This window comes from Aeromonas sp. SER (genome assembly GCF_038739615.1).
GTDB classification, from domain to species: Bacteria; Pseudomonadota; Gammaproteobacteria; order Enterobacterales; family Aeromonadaceae; genus Aeromonas; species Aeromonas jandaei.
Genome location: NZ_JBCGFC010000012.1, coordinates 141,973 through 158,868, shown reverse-complemented (window position 1 = coordinate 158,868; position 16,896 = coordinate 141,973). Strand labels below are relative to the sequence as shown.

The 16,896-nt window shown below is 46.1% G+C and carries 15 protein-coding genes and 2 pseudogenes; 11 read left to right on the top strand and 6 right to left on the bottom strand.

The features are described from left to right. The first annotated feature begins 1,060 nt into the window (after window positions 1–1,060). From AAHA41_RS17410 to AAHA41_RS17375, 8 genes and pseudogenes are all read left to right on the top strand, one after another. Window positions 1,061–2,383, top strand: a complete 1,323-nt coding sequence (locus AAHA41_RS17410) for a site-specific integrase (protein WP_041207317.1) — start codon at window positions 1,061–1,063, stop codon at window positions 2,381–2,383. Then, entirely contained in the window at window positions 2,380–3,948 is a 1,569-nt protein-coding gene (locus tag AAHA41_RS17405; RefSeq protein WP_171269322.1) for a site-specific integrase, read from the top strand. The genes AAHA41_RS17410 and AAHA41_RS17405 overlap by 4 nt, the downstream gene beginning before the upstream one ends. Window positions 3,949–3,957: 9 nt before the next feature. Then, window positions 3,958–5,835, top strand: a complete 1,878-nt coding sequence (locus AAHA41_RS17400) for an integrase (RefSeq protein WP_041207315.1) — start codon at window positions 3,958–3,960, stop codon at window positions 5,833–5,835. Continuing rightward, complete coding sequence (locus AAHA41_RS17395) at window positions 5,823–6,302, top strand: hypothetical protein (protein WP_049866848.1); 480 nt, start codon at window positions 5,823–5,825, stop codon at window positions 6,300–6,302. Before AAHA41_RS17400 ends, AAHA41_RS17395 begins: the two co-directional genes overlap by 13 nt. Continuing rightward, the gene (locus AAHA41_RS17390) at window positions 6,302–6,739 is read left to right on the top strand and encodes a VPA1267 family protein (RefSeq protein WP_025202555.1); all 438 of its coding nucleotides are present in this window, start codon (window positions 6,302–6,304) and stop codon (window positions 6,737–6,739) included. The genes AAHA41_RS17395 and AAHA41_RS17390 overlap by 1 nt, the downstream gene beginning before the upstream one ends. Beyond that, on the top strand, window positions 6,736–8,898 hold the full coding sequence (locus AAHA41_RS17385) for an AAA family ATPase (RefSeq protein WP_025202554.1): 2,163 nt from the start codon (window positions 6,736–6,738) through the stop codon (window positions 8,896–8,898). Before AAHA41_RS17390 ends, AAHA41_RS17385 begins: the two co-directional genes overlap by 4 nt. Before the next feature lie 217 nt (window positions 8,899–9,115). Next, a pseudogene (locus AAHA41_RS17380) lies at window positions 9,116–9,277 on the top strand (IS5/IS1182 family transposase); the annotation flags it as partial. Between the two features lie 158 nt (window positions 9,278–9,435). After that, window positions 9,436–10,104 carry a hypothetical protein gene (locus tag AAHA41_RS17375; RefSeq protein ID WP_017780890.1) on the top strand — a complete coding sequence of 223 codons (669 nt, stop codon included), beginning with the start codon at window positions 9,436–9,438 and terminating at the stop codon, window positions 10,102–10,104. An 87-nt stretch (window positions 10,105–10,191) separates the two neighbouring features. On the opposite strand, the gene tet(E) is transcribed toward AAHA41_RS17375, so the two are convergent. Next, on the bottom strand, window positions 10,192–11,409 hold the full coding sequence (gene tet(E), locus AAHA41_RS17370) for a tetracycline efflux MFS transporter Tet(E) (protein ID WP_017780889.1): 1,218 nt from the start codon (window positions 11,407–11,409) through the stop codon (window positions 10,192–10,194). 80 nt (window positions 11,410–11,489) lie between these two features. Between tet(E) and tetR the strand changes: the two genes are divergently transcribed. Then, a complete protein-coding gene (gene tetR, locus AAHA41_RS17365) occupies window positions 11,490–12,125 on the top strand; it encodes a tetracycline resistance transcriptional repressor TetR (protein WP_017780888.1) in 636 nt (211 codons plus the stop codon). Window positions 12,126–12,456: 331 nt separating this feature from the next. Here the strand turns inward: tetR and AAHA41_RS17360 are convergent, their stop codons facing one another. Together AAHA41_RS17360 and AAHA41_RS17355 are read right to left on the bottom strand one after the other, a co-directional pair. Continuing rightward, window positions 12,457–12,648, bottom strand: coding sequence for a hypothetical protein (locus tag AAHA41_RS17360; RefSeq protein WP_017780887.1), 192 nt, complete (start codon window positions 12,646–12,648; stop codon window positions 12,457–12,459). Between the two features lie 209 nt (window positions 12,649–12,857). Then, on the bottom strand, window positions 12,858–13,328 hold the full coding sequence (locus AAHA41_RS17355) for a hypothetical protein (protein ID WP_017780886.1): 471 nt from the start codon (window positions 13,326–13,328) through the stop codon (window positions 12,858–12,860). A 98-nt stretch (window positions 13,329–13,426) separates the two neighbouring features. Between AAHA41_RS17355 and AAHA41_RS17350 the strand changes: the two genes are divergently transcribed. Further along, entirely contained in the window at window positions 13,427–13,735 is a 309-nt protein-coding gene (locus tag AAHA41_RS17350) for a helix-turn-helix transcriptional regulator (protein WP_047440196.1), read from the top strand. A 108-nt stretch (window positions 13,736–13,843) separates the two neighbouring features. Here AAHA41_RS17350 and AAHA41_RS17345 read toward each other — a convergent pair whose 3' ends face one another. From AAHA41_RS17345 to AAHA41_RS17335, 3 genes and pseudogenes are all read right to left on the bottom strand, one after another. Next, a complete protein-coding gene (locus AAHA41_RS17345) occupies window positions 13,844–14,590 on the bottom strand; it encodes a DUF4113 domain-containing protein (RefSeq protein ID WP_113725460.1) in 747 nt (248 codons plus the stop codon). Window positions 14,591–14,674: 84 nt separating this feature from the next. After that, window positions 14,675–14,797: pseudogene (locus tag AAHA41_RS17340) on the bottom strand (hypothetical protein); the annotation flags it as partial. Between the two features lie 552 nt (window positions 14,798–15,349). Further along, complete coding sequence (locus tag AAHA41_RS17335; RefSeq protein ID WP_019445191.1) at window positions 15,350–15,475, bottom strand: hypothetical protein; 126 nt, start codon at window positions 15,473–15,475, stop codon at window positions 15,350–15,352. Between the two features lie 465 nt (window positions 15,476–15,940). Between AAHA41_RS17335 and AAHA41_RS17330 the strand changes: the two genes are divergently transcribed. Continuing rightward, window positions 15,941–16,843 (top strand): cation diffusion facilitator family transporter, encoded by a 903-nt coding sequence (locus tag AAHA41_RS17330; RefSeq protein WP_043851622.1) that lies wholly within the window; start codon window positions 15,941–15,943, stop codon window positions 16,841–16,843. Window positions 16,844–16,896 lie beyond the last annotated feature (53 nt).

Genomic DNA, 16,896 nt, shown 5'->3' with positions numbered 1-16,896 from the left:
GGAGTGGGAACACACGAAACTGGACACCGATAGGAGCCGTGATGCTGAACCCAGAGCGGTCAGAACCAGAAGAAAAACAAGCGGCTTAAAACAGGGTTACGCGACAACTATCTTGAAAAACGCCGCCCTTATCAATTCGATGGACTCTTGATTTCCTTCTAGCATTAGCAAATCTCTCGCAAGGCTGAATAGAAAAAGATCTACTACAATATTTTCGTAAAAAAATATATATATCTGTTTCCAGGTTTTGATCTTCATCAAGATTCAATTAGAACTAACATCTGGACTCATCTTTTCCCTTGACTATTGTTTGAACTGTCATTGCTTTACCCCATGGGCGACAAAGCTCTGATAGCATGTACCAATCCAGTAGGCCATGACTCTGAGGTAAGCCTGATGGTGAAGACGTGTAGTAGGGTGATTACAGCGGCTATTGCACGGTAGAGTTAAACCAAGCGGCAGTCTGTTACTTTCCAACCCACACAGTCATAGGTCATTCCGCGCTCCACTGACTTTCTCTCATGCGTTCACTTGCTTTTCGGTTCAGCTGGGTGTCTTCGACCCGCGCCTGGTAGCAGACCAAGAGATCGGGTGACACGCAGTTGAGGGAGGGGGAGTTGACGTTAAGGATTGCAACTCCACAGCCCCGAGACATCAGAACTGGTGTAGTATCATCTCTATAAGCTGAGGAGTACGTTCGACAATTTGTGTAAACTTTTTTATCGTAAACGCATCAAATGTTGACACGAACTACATTAATGATAGGTTTAATGCGATTTAAGGACATGTTGGTGAGATTTCAAGGTGGATAGATCCTGTGGTTACTTGCCTTGCACTCAACCAACTCACACACACAGTGGCAGTTACACTGAAAAGTTCCTGCCCTTCCGTTCTAGATCTTGTAAAAGATGAAAGTGTAAGAATAAATCACTTTCACCATCTTGAGTGCAAAGCAACCCAGCAGAAATGCTGGGTTTTTTTATTTTTGCATTTCACTTGCCATCGCGATTTTCAGCACTATAACTTTATGTATGAGGAAAATGTAAGATTAGGATGCACAGTGTACAAGCTAGATAGATTGATTTTTGCAAATGGTGAACGTTATCCAGTCTTAATGGGCAATGATGGTATGCCTCATTTTCTTGCAACCCTCTGGGTGACAACAAAACTTCGTAGCAGCTTGTCGGTGAATACCATTTCAAATCGCCTAGGTGCATTAAAGTGGTTTCTTCAATGGGAAGAAAATAAACACAGAGACCTGTTCTCTGAGTTTCAGAAAGGTAAGTTTCTTAGCGACACTGACATTGACAACATCAGAGAACATCTCAGTCATGATATTTCTCATTTCAAAGGCTTAGCTAAAAGCAAAAAAACCAGAGATAAGGTCATTGATTTATTTAACACCCCAAGACTAATCAGTGTCACCCCCACAGTGGGACGTAATAACATTTACAATCGTGTGACAGCTATTGCAAGTTATTTAGATTTCATTGCTAGAGTAGCTGTACAGAACTGTAATAGCACTAAACTGCTCACAGAAATTAACAGTATGAATAAGCGCATACTTGCTGTTCGCCCTAAAGGCAAAGGTAAGAATGTTTTAGATAAACTAGATGGTAAAGACTTGCCAGATGGATTAATTGAGGAATTTATGGCTGTGGCACAATTTGACCACCCAAAAAATCCGTTCAAACACGCTTCGACAAAAAAGCGAAATCATCTTATGTTTTTACTTTTAAAAGAACTAGGCATACGAAGAGGTGAGTTACTCTCACTATCTATTGAATCGAACTTTCTAATGCTTCACGGCCCCCAAAAATTCATATGGGTAAAACGCCACCATGATGACATATATGATCCTCGCAAAAATCAGCCTGTAGCAAAGACGAAAGAAAGAATGTTGCGAATTAGAGATGAAACTGCGGCACTCATTGATGACTACATCATAAACATACGGGCAAAGACTCCGAACGCGAACAAGCATCCATACTTGTTTGTTACACATAGGAAGGGGAAAACTCAAGGACAGCCAATATCGACCAGCACATTTGACAGTATCATCGTGCCAACAATGAAATCTGTGGATGAGCGGTTCAAATCGATCCACCCACATTATTTTAGGCATAACTGGAACCAGTGGTTCTCCGAAATAATTGACAAAAACAATGATCTATCTAAAGACCCAAACAGTAACCGTAATTTTATTTCATCTAGTGAAGAAGCAAAAAGCCGAATGTATCAAATGGGGCACACATCAGAGAGCTCTGCCAAACCATATGTTGAACGCCATATTCGCAATAAGACAAACAAGCTAGTGCTTGAAGAGCAAGAAGAATTACAGAGACTAATTATTGAATCTCAAAAAAATAGAGGATATGAATGAATAAATATGATTACATTGAGGAAGAAAATGACGATCTCCCATCAACATTCAGCTCAAAAAAATTAGTATCAAAAGATGGATACAGCTTTGACTTTCACTCAGAATACTGGATGTTGAATAAAGATGTCAGCATTGCATTCATGCCGGATGTTTTATCTATGGAACCAAAACTGCTGGATGGATTTAAAAAAACACTAGCAACCTATGCTGAAGAACAATCAGCACACCATACATCAAATATGTATCTACGCTTTCAACGACTATTGCGAGACACTAAATTCAAAAATCTAGATGAGGATGTATTGCTCAATTGGCGAGCGATGCTTGATAAAAACAATGAATGGTACTTAGGTGCACTCCGTGGTTTTCTTATTAGCTGGAATGAATATGGATATTATGGTGTAACAACAGAGATGGTGAAAACACTCGAAATACTAACTCTATCAGGAAACAAGAAAGGAGTGTCTGTCGCTAATCGTTGCCCTGAAACAGGTGCCTTTACTAGCAATGAGGTACTTGCATTAAATCATGAACTTATTCGTTTATTCAGGAATAACTATATCTCATTTCAATGCTATGCATATGTGAGTTTATTGCAGGCTACTGCTAGACGCCCCACACAGTTACGACAAATAAAGGCTGCTGATTTATTTAAAGAACATGATCATAGTAAGAATGTGACAAATTTTTACCTCAATATACCTAGAGCAAAGCAGCGTGGTGGTGGGTTTCGTTTCTCTTTTAAAAAATTCCCCATTACGGAAGAGCTCTATCTAACGTTGCGTAATTTAATTAGAGATGAAACAGAGAAGTTTGAATCAAAACTCTCAATAAAACTGACTGCTTCTCAAGCAACAAAAATCCCATTATTTATTGATTGGGCAATGGTTTTTGAGTTAGCGGTTAAAAAAACATCTTTGACTGATGATTTATTAGATACTGACATTTTAAATATGTCATCAACAGATCTAAGAGAACACCTGCTAAAAAATTTCCAAAGAAAACAAAAAGCTATTTCTGAAAGAACTGGGGACTATATTCATATAACGGCTAGGCGGTTTCGTCATACAAGAGGAACAAACCTTGGTCGAAAAGGTTTGGGGCCGTTGATCATAGCGGAGGCATTGGATCACAACGATACACAAAACGTTAAGGTCTATACGGAAAATACCGCAGATACCGTGACCTATATTGACAAGGCCATTGGCAAACAACTGGCCCCCTTTGCTAATGCATTCCTAGGTCGCATTATCGTTGACTTAGAGCAGGGTGAGCGAGGACATGACCTTGCTGCTCGCATACCAAACAAGGATAACGATATCGTAGGAGCATGCGGCACCAATGACTTTTGCGTTAAGGGGTATGAAAGTTGTTACACTTGTGAAAAATTTAGACCATTATTAGATGCTCCTCACGAGAAATTCTTATCCCATCTATATGCAGAGAAAGAGGTAAGGTTGAAAACGACAAAAAGTGAAGAGTACGCGGCAACAAAAGATAGGCTAATTTTAGCAGTTGAATGGGTTGTGCAGAAATGCTTTGAACTGAAACAACAACGAGCATGAGGATAGTCAGTGGACAGTAACATTTTCCATTTTAAGCCTGCGATAGAACTGAATTCAGAAGCAAATCTAGAAAAATTCATTCAAAGTAGCAAAAACAAATTAACTGTTTTCGGTGAAGATTGCTGGGATCATAATTTATGGCACACTTTTCACAATACTCGCCGTGTTGTTGCCCGTTTCTCCACAAATTTAGAGCCATCAACTTCCTATAGTTTCTCTCCCCTAGGTGCACCATTTATTGATTTTGCAAAAGCATACATTCGCTACATTTACGCATTAAAACCCATAACAACTCTTCACAGACATTTCGAAGCTATTCGAATACTTGAAGAAGCATTGATTCTATCAAAACATAAAGCAGATATTCTGATGCTCGATGGCCTAGTTTTAGAAAGGCTAGGCGATATTTTTAATAGACGCATATCAAATCTGGCAGGTCGAAATAAAGCGGGCTATCAAATGGAGCTTCTTCTTAATTTCTGCCGTGACAACTTTATAACACCGAGTCTTCCTGGGTGGTCAAATCCATATCAAAAAGTAAAAGATTTAACTATTCAACTTGACGAGAATGGAAAAGAACATCGTAAAAATAAATTGCCCTCAGAAGAGGATATGATGTTATTTGCTAAGTTATTTCATGACGCACCTTCATTAGGTATTGAAGCAGAATATTTTACTTCTGCAATAGCATTGCTCATGCAAGCACCATCCCGATGCTCTGAGTTATTCTCATTGCCTATAGATTGTACTGTATGGGAGGAGAATCGCAGCGGAGAACTTAAACTTGGAATACGTTGGGTGCCTGCCAAAAATGGCAACGAAGGGATTAAATGGGTTCCTACTGTCATGCAAGATGTAGCTTTGGAAGCTATCGAACGATTGAAAAAAATTAGCATGCCTGCACGGGAGGCTGCGATGTATGCAGAAACGCATCCAGATAACAATGGGAGTATGGTGTATATCAGTAAATTGGTTAACTGGCCTTTTGTTGATAACGCAAAAAAAGTTAAGGCCTCAGAGGCTTTGTTACTATATAGAGACCGTGAGTTACATGCGGAACATGATGTTATTCAACACTCGTTTGTTTTACCTACGGTGAACATAATTAATGCAAGGATTTCTAGGTCTGAGGCCAGAAAAGGAGTCCACCTTTGGAAGAAACATAACATATTACGAGAGGATGGCTCACAACCCGATATAACATCCCATCAAGCTAGGCATTGGCTCAGTACCAAAGCTGAACGGGGTGGGATGGATGAGTTGACGCTTGCAAACTGGGCAGGGAGAGCAAGAGTTGCTGATAATGCCAGCTATGATCATCGCACAGAAGAAGAAAAGTCCAATGCAATTGCAGTTATTACTATCCCTGAAAATGCAAACACGTTGGAAAAAATAAAATGTAACCTTCCAATTAGTTTCGAGGAAATCGGAAAGAACCTTACTGGTGCAGCGATAGTAACAGAGCTAGGCGTGTGTGAACATGATTTTGCCATGATTCCATGTCAGCGAAACGGTGACTGTGAAACCTGCAAAGAATTGGTCTGTATCAAAGGCTTCAGTAGCTCATTGGAGCTGTTGAAAGTACGAGAAGTTCAAGTGGCAGCTCAACTCGAAAAAGCACAGCAAAGCCATAAAATGGGGGCCTTTGGTGCTGACCGCTGGGTTAGCTCACACGGTTGGCGACTTGCTCATATTAGAACAAAGATCCGGCTATTAGAGGATGAAAATGTTCTTGATGGCACCCCCATTCGTATTCCTGATGTATATGATCCCTCGCCAGCCAAGGTTGTTCTTTTAGAGAAGGGGCTTAATATTGAAGTTCAATCGCCTGACTCTATCGATTCTAAAGCGTTTAATATTATGGGTGATTTGTTATGCCTAAAATAGTTATCACAGAAAAAAACCTGCCTAATATACTAGGTCTAATTAATACTTGGGAAGGAAAGTTAACTTGGGACTTGCTCTGTCAAAAAGTTGCCATAATGATTGATGTTAAAGGTGGCGTCCAACGTCAATCATTATCCTCTTACAAAGATATTCAAGATGCATACTCGCGAAGAAAGACATTTTTAAAAGAACGTTTTTCTCAACCTGAGCCTACCAAAGAGCGTGATGTAACGCTTGAGTATCTTATAAAAAAGGTTGCTCTTTTAGAGAATGAATTAGCCAGATTAAATAGTTTGAATGATGCATACAAACAGCGTTTCATAGTATGGCAATATAATGCTTACATGCATGGTGTCAGAATGACATCAATTGATAATTTTCCAACAGATAGTGCCGAGCTAAAAAAATTACAGGATATGCTTGGAAAGCCGCTTATAGAAGTTAAACGCCGCACAGGAGGTCAATAATGGCGAGTGGTACAGAAAAAGCCAAAGCAACCGTCCAGGCGTTTGAACTATGGATGGCAACCCAGACTGATGAGACGTATCGACAATTAAGTTACAGGGGCAGCCTCAGCCGCAGTGAAATCACGAAAGCTATTGGCTGTGGCCGCTCTGCCTTAGTGCAGAACCCTGAGCTTCGTAGGCAATTGCAGAAATTGGAAGACCAGCTTAGGGAACACGGGGTGCTTCCGCCACTCACCGCTCAGGCCATAGCGAGTGTAGCTCATCCAAAGGTATACGACCCTACGACTCATCGACGCCTACTTGATACCAAACGTGTATCAATATTGGAGCAGGAGAATATTGAACTGAAAGCGCAGCTAAGGGAACTAAAAGCCAGACTGGAGCGCTTCGGTGAGCTATCTGAGACATTGGCCGAAATGGGGATCTTGCCACGATGAACCAATCTCTCCATTCCGAACTATTTCGTGTTACCAGTATCCCATATAGCTCATCCAGCTACGTGATTTTCTCTGGAATACCACTTAATGACGAGACCAGCCAGATCAAGGATGGCAAATACTATGTGACCATTAAAGCGCGGCCTGACACTCTTCCGGCACAACCGTCACAGGGCCAGCAATGGACAGTCCATGGCAAACCTCTCATTGAGAGGGTCGAGATTGGTGATGTTGTGATGCAGCAACATACCTATGAATCACCTGAGCACGTGATATGCACCCTGCCGGAGACAGGTGAGCAGCTGATCCAGTTCATTGCCAAGGAGCCTGATTTCAAGGGAATTGGCCTCGGTAAAGCCAGGGCGTTATGGCAACTACTCGGTGAGCAATTTCACGCCACCCTGCGCACCGACACACCAGAGTCCAGAGAGCGCCTCAAGGGTATTCTGAGTGATGTATCTATTGATGCCCTGTTCAACGGCTACGCAAAATACAAAAATCTGAACCACTGCAATTGGATGGCAGAGTGTCGGATTCCCTCACCCATTCAGCAGCGGATCTTGAAATTTCATGGCGAAAGCTCCGTTGATGCAATCAAAGCGAATCCCTACCTACTGGTCGGCTTCGGGATGGGGTTTGAAGACGTGGATGCGCTTTCTCAAACGAAGTTTGAGGTAGAACTAAAAGATCCGACGAGGCTGAGTGCCGCCCTGGAGTTCACCATCCACGCGGAAGTGGAAAAAGGCCACACCTACACCACGCAGGCCAGGCTTCGCCCCCTGCTGACCAAATTGCTTGGTGACGGCGAGTTGGCAGCACAAGCATTCAAGGCTGGTTACCACCAAGCCCAGTATGTGCTGAACCATGAAGCAGGCACCTATCACCCTACCGCACAATTGCTGATGGAGACTGTTGTTGCCAAGCGGCTGTTGAAACTTGCTAAACAGCAAAATCGTTACGATGAGTCCACCAATGCTGCGTTTCTCGCAGCGGTTAATGAGCTGCCCTATGAATTGACCGCGATGCAAAATGAAGCGGTGCTCACCGCGCTAAACAATGCGGTGAGTTGCATCACGGGGGGCGCAGGAACTGGCAAAACCACAGTGCTCAGAACGGCACTGCGGGCCTATGGCAAAATGGGCTTTGAGGTGCATGCTGTCGCCCTTTCTGGACGCGCAGCAATGCGCCTATACGAGTCGATAGGCTTTAGGACGATGACCATTTCCGCCTTGTTGCGGCAAGAGCCCATAGAACCATCTGATGGGTTTCCCAGCCATCTGCTGGTAATCGATGAAGCATCCATGATCGACCTGCCCACCATGTATCGGCTCACCAACCATCTGCACCCCACCGTGCGGATCATATTCACGGGTGACCCAAACCAGCTACCTCCGATAGGATGTGGCAAGGTGCTAGCCGATATCGTTGCATCACAGGCCATTGCGAACGTGACCCTGGACATCGTTAAACGCCAGAAGGGAGCCACAGGCATTCCTGAATACTCTATGCAGGTCAATCAAGGTCTCATACCGGAGCACTTGAGCATGGGTAACGTCTATTTCCACGAAACATCCAAAGAGAGGATCGCCCAAGTCTGTGCCGAGTTATATCAGCAATCCCCCGAGAACAGCCGAGTGGTAGGTGCGACCACCGCTATGGTGGCGGAGATCAATAATCTTATTCAGGAGGCCGTCAACCCTGATGGTGCTCGGATGATATTTGAGATGTATGGCGAAACCTACCGCCGCAACGATTTGCGCCAAGGAGATGTGATCCTCTTCACTCAGAACAATTACGAGAAAGGCATTCAAAATGGCTCGCTCGGAACGCTAACTCGCGCTGTCGGGGCTGGAGATGACTACGGAGTGGTTGAACTGGACACAGGCGAGAGCGTGTATGTCACCCAATCCCTGCTGGACTGTATGAGGCTGGGCTACTGCATCACACTCCATAAAGCTCAGGGTTCGCAGTTCCCACGCATCATCATCGCGCTGCAAAAGGGGAGGATCGTTGACAGGGCCTGGCTCTATACCGCAATAACCAGGGCCGAGCATGAGGTCCATATCGTGGGCAGCACAGCTGAGTTTGCAGCCATCACCAAAGCGCCCAGCAATGCCCATAACCGGAACAGCTATCTGCGTGATCTGTTGAAGAAATGAGAGGAGATTGATTCCCTTGGGGAGCGACTACGGGTACAAGCGGAGATAAGCGGTGCGTCAACGCGCAGCGTTGTCCACGGCTTATTCCGTGCTCTTGCGTAGCAAGATGTGCCCGTAGCTGAGCGATCGGAAGGGCTAGAACCTTAAAAATCAATACCTTACAAGGCCTTGACATAGTACCACCAGAGTCTCTTTTGTACCAAGAACGAACTCCAACGTGAGTCATCAATTGACCTTCGCTGATTACGAGTTCAACAGCAAACGCCGCCAGACCCGTAAAGAAGTTTTCCTCTCTTGAATAGAGTAACTGCTTCCCTGGCCCTGGATGCTGGTCATCATTACGCCCATCTATCCCAAGGTCGGCAATGGCCGTCACCCCTAACCACTGATGCAAATCCAGCCATAAGAACCTTCTCTAAAAAGGCTGGGTGCAAAGTAAGTGGTCAAGTCAGTGTAATTACCCACGAAAGGCCTCTCGCAATTATGATAGGCATGGCCCCGTGGGCGCGGGCATCGGACAGACTCAGGAGCAGTAACATGAAGCATCAAACCCTCACCGTGGAAAATAGCCGCATTCGCGTCACCGTCAGCCGCGAGATAGCCGATAAATTCCTGCCAACCGGAGTTATCGGTCGCGATGAGTCCCCCGGTCAGGCGCAACGTGGTCGTCTGCTTTCTGCCGCGATGGGCAAATTAGCCAGCGCAACCGAATTACGCCTTCGGCTCACTAACGATATCGAGCGGGCTGATGTCATCGCGCTGGCCCATAAGCTCCTTGTCCGTGACTATCTGGAGGAACACAGTCACTACAACGTCAACGAGGTGATCATGCGCCTCGAAGAGGGTCACCTCATGCACAAATACATGGCCCAGGAGGTCACTCTCGCCAATGAGTACGCTCGCGGTGTCTTGAAGACTATTTCGCAAGACGACGCCCGCCTTTACGTAGCGCCAAAGGTAATGGCCGGGGTACTCTCCCCCCATGAACGCAGGCAACTGGAGACCCGCGTTGAACTCCTGCTAAACCGCATTGGCATCAATGCAACTGAGGCACTAGATAAAGCCCGTCACGCCTTGCAAGCGCAGGCCAACATCGCGCACCATTATCACATGTGTCGGGCCAATATGACGGGTTGGAAGATTGAGGTCATCGGGGAACTACCGGCTCAAGTGGGCCTATCTCGGTTGCTGCCAAAGGATGATTAATGGATCGCAATCCCAGACCCACCTACCAGCTCACCTCTATCCACCGAGTAGGGCGCCAGAATTTACGGTGCTGTACAGCATTGTTGCTCAAATTCTCTGCTGTACATCGCTCTTATTTATCGGGTGGATTACCCTACCTGGATGGAAAAACCTCAGTATAATCAATGCAACTACATATAATCCGCAGCCAATTATCCATACCCATCCATTCCACGTTTCGCGGGTTGCACTATACAAAAATGCAAAAACAAGTGGACCGATTACACCTGTCAGGTGGGTCAAACTGGTCAGCACCCCTTGTAATTGTCCCTGTGCTACCTGACCGACACGAACAGATATAATTCCCTGCAAGGCGGGAAGTGTGATGCCACCACAAGCTAGTAACAGCAAAACCGGCCAAACCATCCAGCTTTGTGTAATGACCGCCAATAAAAATAGGCCACAACCGTCAGCCAAAATGCCAACCGCTATAGCTTTCCGTTCTCCCAAATGTTTAGCGATAAAACCAGCAGCAAGTCCTTGAAACAGTGCGTGTGTCAGCCCGAACACAGCCAATGAAACACCGACCATTACGCCATCCCATGCGAAGCGCTCTTCTCCGAATAAAACCCATAATGTTGCGGGGATTTGGCCAATCAATTGAATGATGAAAAAGACAACTAACAATCCCGATAATGGGGAGATCATCTCGCGTATGGAGGATGTGGTTTCATTGATTGTTTCATTCTTTAACTCGTCACTAACCTGATTAGCATTATGGGTCTCATGTAAAATGAATAGGGAGACCAGAAATGCCAGCCCGTTAATAGCAGCAGCGAACATAAACGGTGCCTGTACCGAAAGTTGACCGGCAAAACCACCAATGACTGGTCCAGCAATCATACCGCCACCAAAACAGGCACCCATCATACCAAACCAATGTGTCCTGGATTCCTCAGGTGTGACATCGGCAATTGTTGAGGCTGCAACAGCTCCAGTCGCACCGGTAATACCAGCAATTAAGCGTCCCAAATACAACACCCACACTACGCTGGCTGTTGCCATTAATGCGTAGTCCAGTGTTGCACCTAAAAGTGAAAGTAACAATACAGGGCGACGACCTATGCGATCTGACCAGCGGCCGAGAAGAGGGGCAAAAATCACTTGCATCATTGCATACAGCGCCAATAAAACACCGTAGTTCTCTGCAACATTAGCCTTTCCAACAAACTCCCGTAATAACGCCGGCAAGACAGGCATAATTATGCCAATCCCCATAGCATCTAAAAAAATGATGACCAGTGCCATCATCACAGTGCGGTTCATAGTTAACGTTCTCTATCGATGATAGGGTTTGAAAAATAACTCTATCAGTGATAGATTGTCAACAGCAAAAGGAGATAGTGATGGCACGACTAAGCTTGGACGACGTAATTTCAATGGCGCTCACCCTGCTGGACAGCGAAGGGCTAGAGGGCTTGACTACGCGTAAGCTGGCGCAGTCCCTAAAAATTGAGCAACCGACTCTGTATTGGCACGTGCGCAACAAGCAGACTCTTATGAACATGCTTTCAGAGGCAATACTGGCGAAGCATCACACCCGTTCAGCACCGTTACCGACTGAGAGTTGGCAGCAGTTTCTCCAGGAAAATGCTCTGAGTTTCCGTAAAGCATTACTGGTCCATCGTGATGGAGCCCGATTGCATATAGGGACCTCTCCTACGCCCCCCCAGTTTGAACAAGCAGAGGCGCAACTACGCTGTCTATGCGATGCAGGGTTTTCGGTCGAGGAGGCTCTTTTCATTCTGCAATCTATCAGCCATTTTACGTTGGGTGCAGTATTAGAGGAGCAAGCAACAAACCAGATAGAAAATAATCATGTGATAGACGCTGCACCACCATTATTACAAGAGGCATTTAATATTCAGGCGAGAACCTCTGCTGAAATGGCCTTCCATTTCGGGCTGAAATCATTAATATTTGGATTTTCTGCACAGTTAGATGAAAAAAAGCATACACCCATTGAGGATGGTAATAAATGATGCTATCTATGTGTCAACTCTAATTTATAGTTATGGATAGTGTTTTCAAATATATACATGTATCGTCAGTATTTTATCTATTAAATATTAAACCACTTCTGGTTAATATCATGGGTGTCACCGTCCCTCGATAAAATGGCATTGAGTCTCCCACAACTAAGCCACCCATTCGGTTTAAGGTCTTAACGATGATATCTCTTGCATCCATATGGATTTCATCTACAGATTGTGCGAAAAGTTCGTGCAGTGAAAACCGAGCCAAGCTAGAACCTATTTGATACCCTCTGAAATTTTGCATTGTTGCAAATCGCCCCCAATGAGTTTCATCGCATTATTTCCAGGCTGCAACGGCACCAACAATTGTGGAGTTCATAATTGCACACCACCATTGTGGCGATTTTTCAGCTGGAATAGGGATCAATTCGTCAGGGATCCCCTGCTCTCCCTTGAACACGGGAATTTGCAAACGCAGTATGTCGTCCATATCTTCATGCGTTGCTTTCCTCAATACAAGATTCTGCATCGGGTCATCCTTATCGTTGAGCCGTAACAGCAGGTATTTTCATTAGTAGCTCAGCACAAAATGCACATAATTTGTTCAAATCAATAAGCCGCCTAGGAACACAGTATCTATTGGCCACCGCCTTCCGTTGGCGGCATCGCTTCTTGCGCTATGGCCGACTCAGGTATGCTTCTTTTCGATAAAACGCCTCTTTCATTTATACCTTTTAATTACATCATCACCAATTGACTTACCGCTCTAATTTTCCCATTCAACCGGTAGATTTTTTCTGATGCATTTTTATGCAAACAAGTAATTTTTTGCTTCTCTTGAGGTAGTTTTTCAAGTATCTCGCGGTAGGCTTGTAACTCATAACGAGTCAACAGAAGCTCTTCTTCCAGAGACCTCAACTCACTTGCTAGATCATAATTATCGCCTTTGATTGATGCTTGTAAACTGCCCAGAAGATCATCTGAAAAAATATAATGCCGATTATTTTTTGGCCCATTAGCTTTCACTGCATCCTGTTTTTTCAAGCTATATACATGGCGGTCAACCAAGCCTGATGCCTGATACACAGCCAAGTCATTGACCTCCATAGCCAATCGTATCAGCTCTTTCCTGCTTATTTTTAGACCAGTCATTTTGAGTAAAACTTGATAAAACTTGTTACTGATTTTGTAAACATTTTTATTCTGCATAAAATTTCCACAACCACAACACTTAGGATTGCTAAGTATACAGAGACAGGTGAAACTTAGACAATCTATACATATGAGAACTTTGTGATGAACAAACATTGTACAAAAACCCATTCCCAGAGAGACTCAAGCAGGCGCGTAAAAAAGCAGGTATATCCCAAAAGGAGCTTGGGGTAAGGGCCGGTATGGATGATAGTTCTGCTAGTGGTCGCATGAATCACTATGAGAGAGGTCGCCACGTTCCAGACATTGATACAATGCGAAAACTTGCCAATGTACTGGGAAAGCCGCTGAGTTATTTTTTTTGCGAAGATGATCTTAGTGCGGAATTGGTTTGTCTATTTGAGCAACTTGATGAGGATGAAAAGTTAGATCTTCTCTTTAAGCTACGTGAAAATAAACGGTGATACCGCTAAGTAAGATACCTGCTCATGTTGCGGATTGACCACCAGAAGTTTGCAACGCATTGATAGTGGTTTGTAGCTAGGAGAGGAGGTTAACTTTCATGGTTGTGCTCATGCCTTCACCACCGGGATCCCTTTGATACTGGTGGTATAGCGGGGGCTGAGTTGTTCGCGTTTCATCATCCATTCGCTGGTATCTCGGCCTCGGGATGCAAAGTAGACCTTTCCCAACCGCCCCTGGTTAATCCTATCGATCACCTGCATGAGTGCATCGCTACGGGGATCCTGCTGTTCGCTGCCGAATAGACCCCCTTGCTGCATGCCTTTCGGGGAGAAGTCCGCCAGCATGACGCCGCCCTTCATATAGCGAACATCATCCAACCAGATCCTGCTCAGCAGCGGCTCGATCTGGGCTAGCAACTCACGGGTGTCGGCTGTGGGTATCGGCAACAGCATGGAGATCTGGTTGGCATAATGTGTTTCCCGCTCCGCAAACGGGCTCGAACGAATGAATACTGTGACATGGCGGCAGCACATGCCCTCTGTCCTGAGTTTCTCAGCTGCCCGCTCCATGTAGCCAGCGAGAGCCTCCCGCATGGGGCCGAAGGCGGTGATGCGCTCCCCAAAGGATCGGCTGCAAATTATCTGTTGCTTGGCCTGTGCCAGTTGCTCCAGCTCGGCGCAGGGGATCCCGCACAGCTCCTGCACCGTGCGCTCGACAACGACCCCGTAACGGTGCCGAAGACTCTTAGCATCAGCCGCTACCAGATCAGCCACGGTGTTGATGCCCTGAGCTGACAGCTTGGTGGTGAGTTTGCGACCAATTCCCCAGACCTCGTCTACCGGGGTGATCGCCATCAGTTTGGCGCGGCGTGTTTCATCGCGCAGATCGACCACCCCTCCGGTGGCGGGCCATTTTTTTGCGGCATAGTTGGCGAGTTTGGCTAGGGTTTTAGTGGGGCCGATACCAACACCGACCGTCAGCCCTGTCCACTGCTGTACCCGCTCCCGGATCTGGCGTCCATATGCCACTAGGTCACCCGCCCAACTCTCACTCAGCTCAGCAAAAGCTTCGTCTGTTTACCGGGACGGGTGCGAACAGCTTTGCGAGAAGGTCACTCAGCAACTCGGTGCGTGGTTCTCTCTTTTGAGCTGGTAAGGCTCATGTGGTGAGGGTTCTGGTGAGGACAACCAAAAAGTGTAAGAATAAACAGGTATGAACACGCATTTTCATACCTTTTCTTACATATCTTTAAAAAGTGTCATTTTAAGGTGAGCAACCAGAAGTGTAAGAAAAGGTGTTATGCATTGAAATATATAGTAAAAAATTCATTGCCACTCACTCAGTCACTCACTCAGCAGCGATTTTTTACATGTATTACCGTTCTAAGTCGTCGCAAGATCAAAAAAGCCCTGATTAATCAGGGCTTTTTTATATCCATATCACAGCTGTCACTGTTCTGGAGAAAACCTGTTTATTTCCCGTCAGGGATGGATACCAAAGGTTGCGGTTTCGGGGGGAATAATCGCGACATTGTCTGCGGGCCGGAAACATAAAAGCCAGCCCATCACAGGCTGGCTTTGTACTGGCTCCGAAGGAACAGCAGTAAGGGAGCGTTACTTCATTGCGCTGCCGTTTTTCAGTTCTGCTTTCTGACGTTTGGCTTCGCGTTTCTCTTTCAGTGACATCTGCGGTTTTTTCTTGGCATCTTTGCCGTTGTGATGTTCTTTGTTACTCATCATCAAACTCCAAAAATGTTACCCAGACAGTTGGTTCCTCAAGGGAGCCAGCATGTCATCCGAATCATCAACTTCAGTACGCTATATGCGATGGCATCTGACCATCACCAGACCCAGCATACCCCCCATATGCGTCCGGATCCAGCCTCATTCTCCGTCTCATAAAGCCCCTGTTCCATACAAGGGAATAGGGCCGGCATGAAAGACCAAAAAAGAGTTATTCGCATTATTAAATGTTGTTCCACTGATATTCTCAGAACAACCTCATGAAAAATTGACGAATAATAAAATCCGGCAGAGGAGGAACTACTTATAAATATTCAATCCATTTAAGCGCCACAATTTTAATAAGCATTCTCAATATCACCGGAAACATGAAGTTACAACCCTGAATAGGTTATTTCCGAACAACTCTATATAATGGCCGGCCACATCGGAAAGTCAGCTATTTATTCAGGAAATAGTCTCATGAGCAGAAAAACCAGAGCAGCCATGGTATCGGTCTGTTCCAATATCAGCCTGATCACCATGAAACTGGTGGCCGGATTTGCCAGCGGCTCGGTCAGTATTATCTCGGAGGCCATCCACTCCGCCATGGATCTGGTGGCCGCCCTGATCGCCCTGTTCGCCGTGAAAAAGTCCGATCTGCCTCCCGATGATCGCCACCCCTATGGTCACGACAAGATAGAGAACGTCTCCGGCGTCATCGAAGCGCTGCTGATCCTGCTCGCCGCGGGCTGGATCATCTTCGAGGCGGTCGACAAAATCCTGCAACCAACCGCCATCGAAAGCATCGGCTGGGGTGTACTGGTGATGGTGATCTCGGCGCTGGTCAACAGCGGTGTCTCGGCCTACCTCTACAAGGTGGCCCGGGAAGAGGAGTCGGTTGCACTGGCGGCTGACGCTCTCCATCTCAAGGCGGATGTGCTCACCTCTGCCGGTGTTGCGGTCGGCCTTGGCGGGATCTGGCTGGCCGGTCTGTTTGGCCACTCTCTCGCCATACTCGACCCGCTGGTCGCCATCGGGGTTGCCCTGTTTATCGTCAGAGAGGCGATCGGCATGCTCAATGAGGCCTTCCAGCCCCTGATCGACGAGAGCATGAGCCCGGAAGAGCTGGCAATGACCAGCCGCATCATCACCGAATGCTGTCCGAGCGCCAGCGGCTTCCACGACCTGCGCAGTCGCCGTGCCGGCCGCCGCCGTCATATCGACTTTCACCTCACCCTGCCACCCGAGATGAGCATTGGTGAAGCCCACGATATCTGCGACCGGATCGAGCACGCCATCATGGCGGAGCTGCCCCACGCCATCGTGCTGATCCATGTCGAACCGGATGAGGCACTGACAGAAGCGCAGCTCACTCTCAGCTGAAATACGGCGAACTGGCAGGAAAAGGTCGCAAACATCCGGCGAAGTCACACAAT

Excerpts from the sequence above, each read along its gene's own strand:
- AAHA41_RS17375 (WP_017780890.1), top strand. The coding sequence starts at position 9,436 with ATGAAGCATCAAACCCTCACCGTGGAAAATAGCCGCATTCGCGTCACC.
- tetR (WP_017780888.1), top strand. The coding sequence starts at position 11,490 with ATGGCACGACTAAGCTTGGACGACGTAATTTCAATGGCGCTCACCCTG.
- AAHA41_RS17335 (WP_019445191.1), bottom strand. The coding sequence starts at position 15,475 with ATGATGAGTAACAAAGAACATCACAACGGCAAAGATGCCAAGAAAAAA.
- AAHA41_RS17345 (WP_113725460.1), bottom strand. The coding sequence starts at position 14,590 with ATGGCGATCACCCCGGTAGACGAGGTCTGGGGAATTGGTCGCAAACTC.
- AAHA41_RS17390 (WP_025202555.1), top strand. The coding sequence starts at position 6,302 with ATGGCGAGTGGTACAGAAAAAGCCAAAGCAACCGTCCAGGCGTTTGAA.
- AAHA41_RS17385 (WP_025202554.1), top strand. The coding sequence starts at position 6,736 with ATGAACCAATCTCTCCATTCCGAACTATTTCGTGTTACCAGTATCCCA.
- AAHA41_RS17360 (WP_017780887.1), bottom strand. The coding sequence starts at position 12,648 with ATGCAGAATCTTGTATTGAGGAAAGCAACGCATGAAGATATGGACGAC.
- AAHA41_RS17405 (WP_171269322.1), top strand. The coding sequence starts at position 2,380 with ATGAATAAATATGATTACATTGAGGAAGAAAATGACGATCTCCCATCA.
- AAHA41_RS17355 (WP_017780886.1), bottom strand. The coding sequence starts at position 13,328 with ATGCAGAATAAAAATGTTTACAAAATCAGTAACAAGTTTTATCAAGTT.
- AAHA41_RS17330 (WP_043851622.1), top strand. The coding sequence starts at position 15,941 with ATGAGCAGAAAAACCAGAGCAGCCATGGTATCGGTCTGTTCCAATATC.
- AAHA41_RS17395 (WP_049866848.1), top strand. The coding sequence starts at position 5,823 with ATGCCTAAAATAGTTATCACAGAAAAAAACCTGCCTAATATACTAGGT.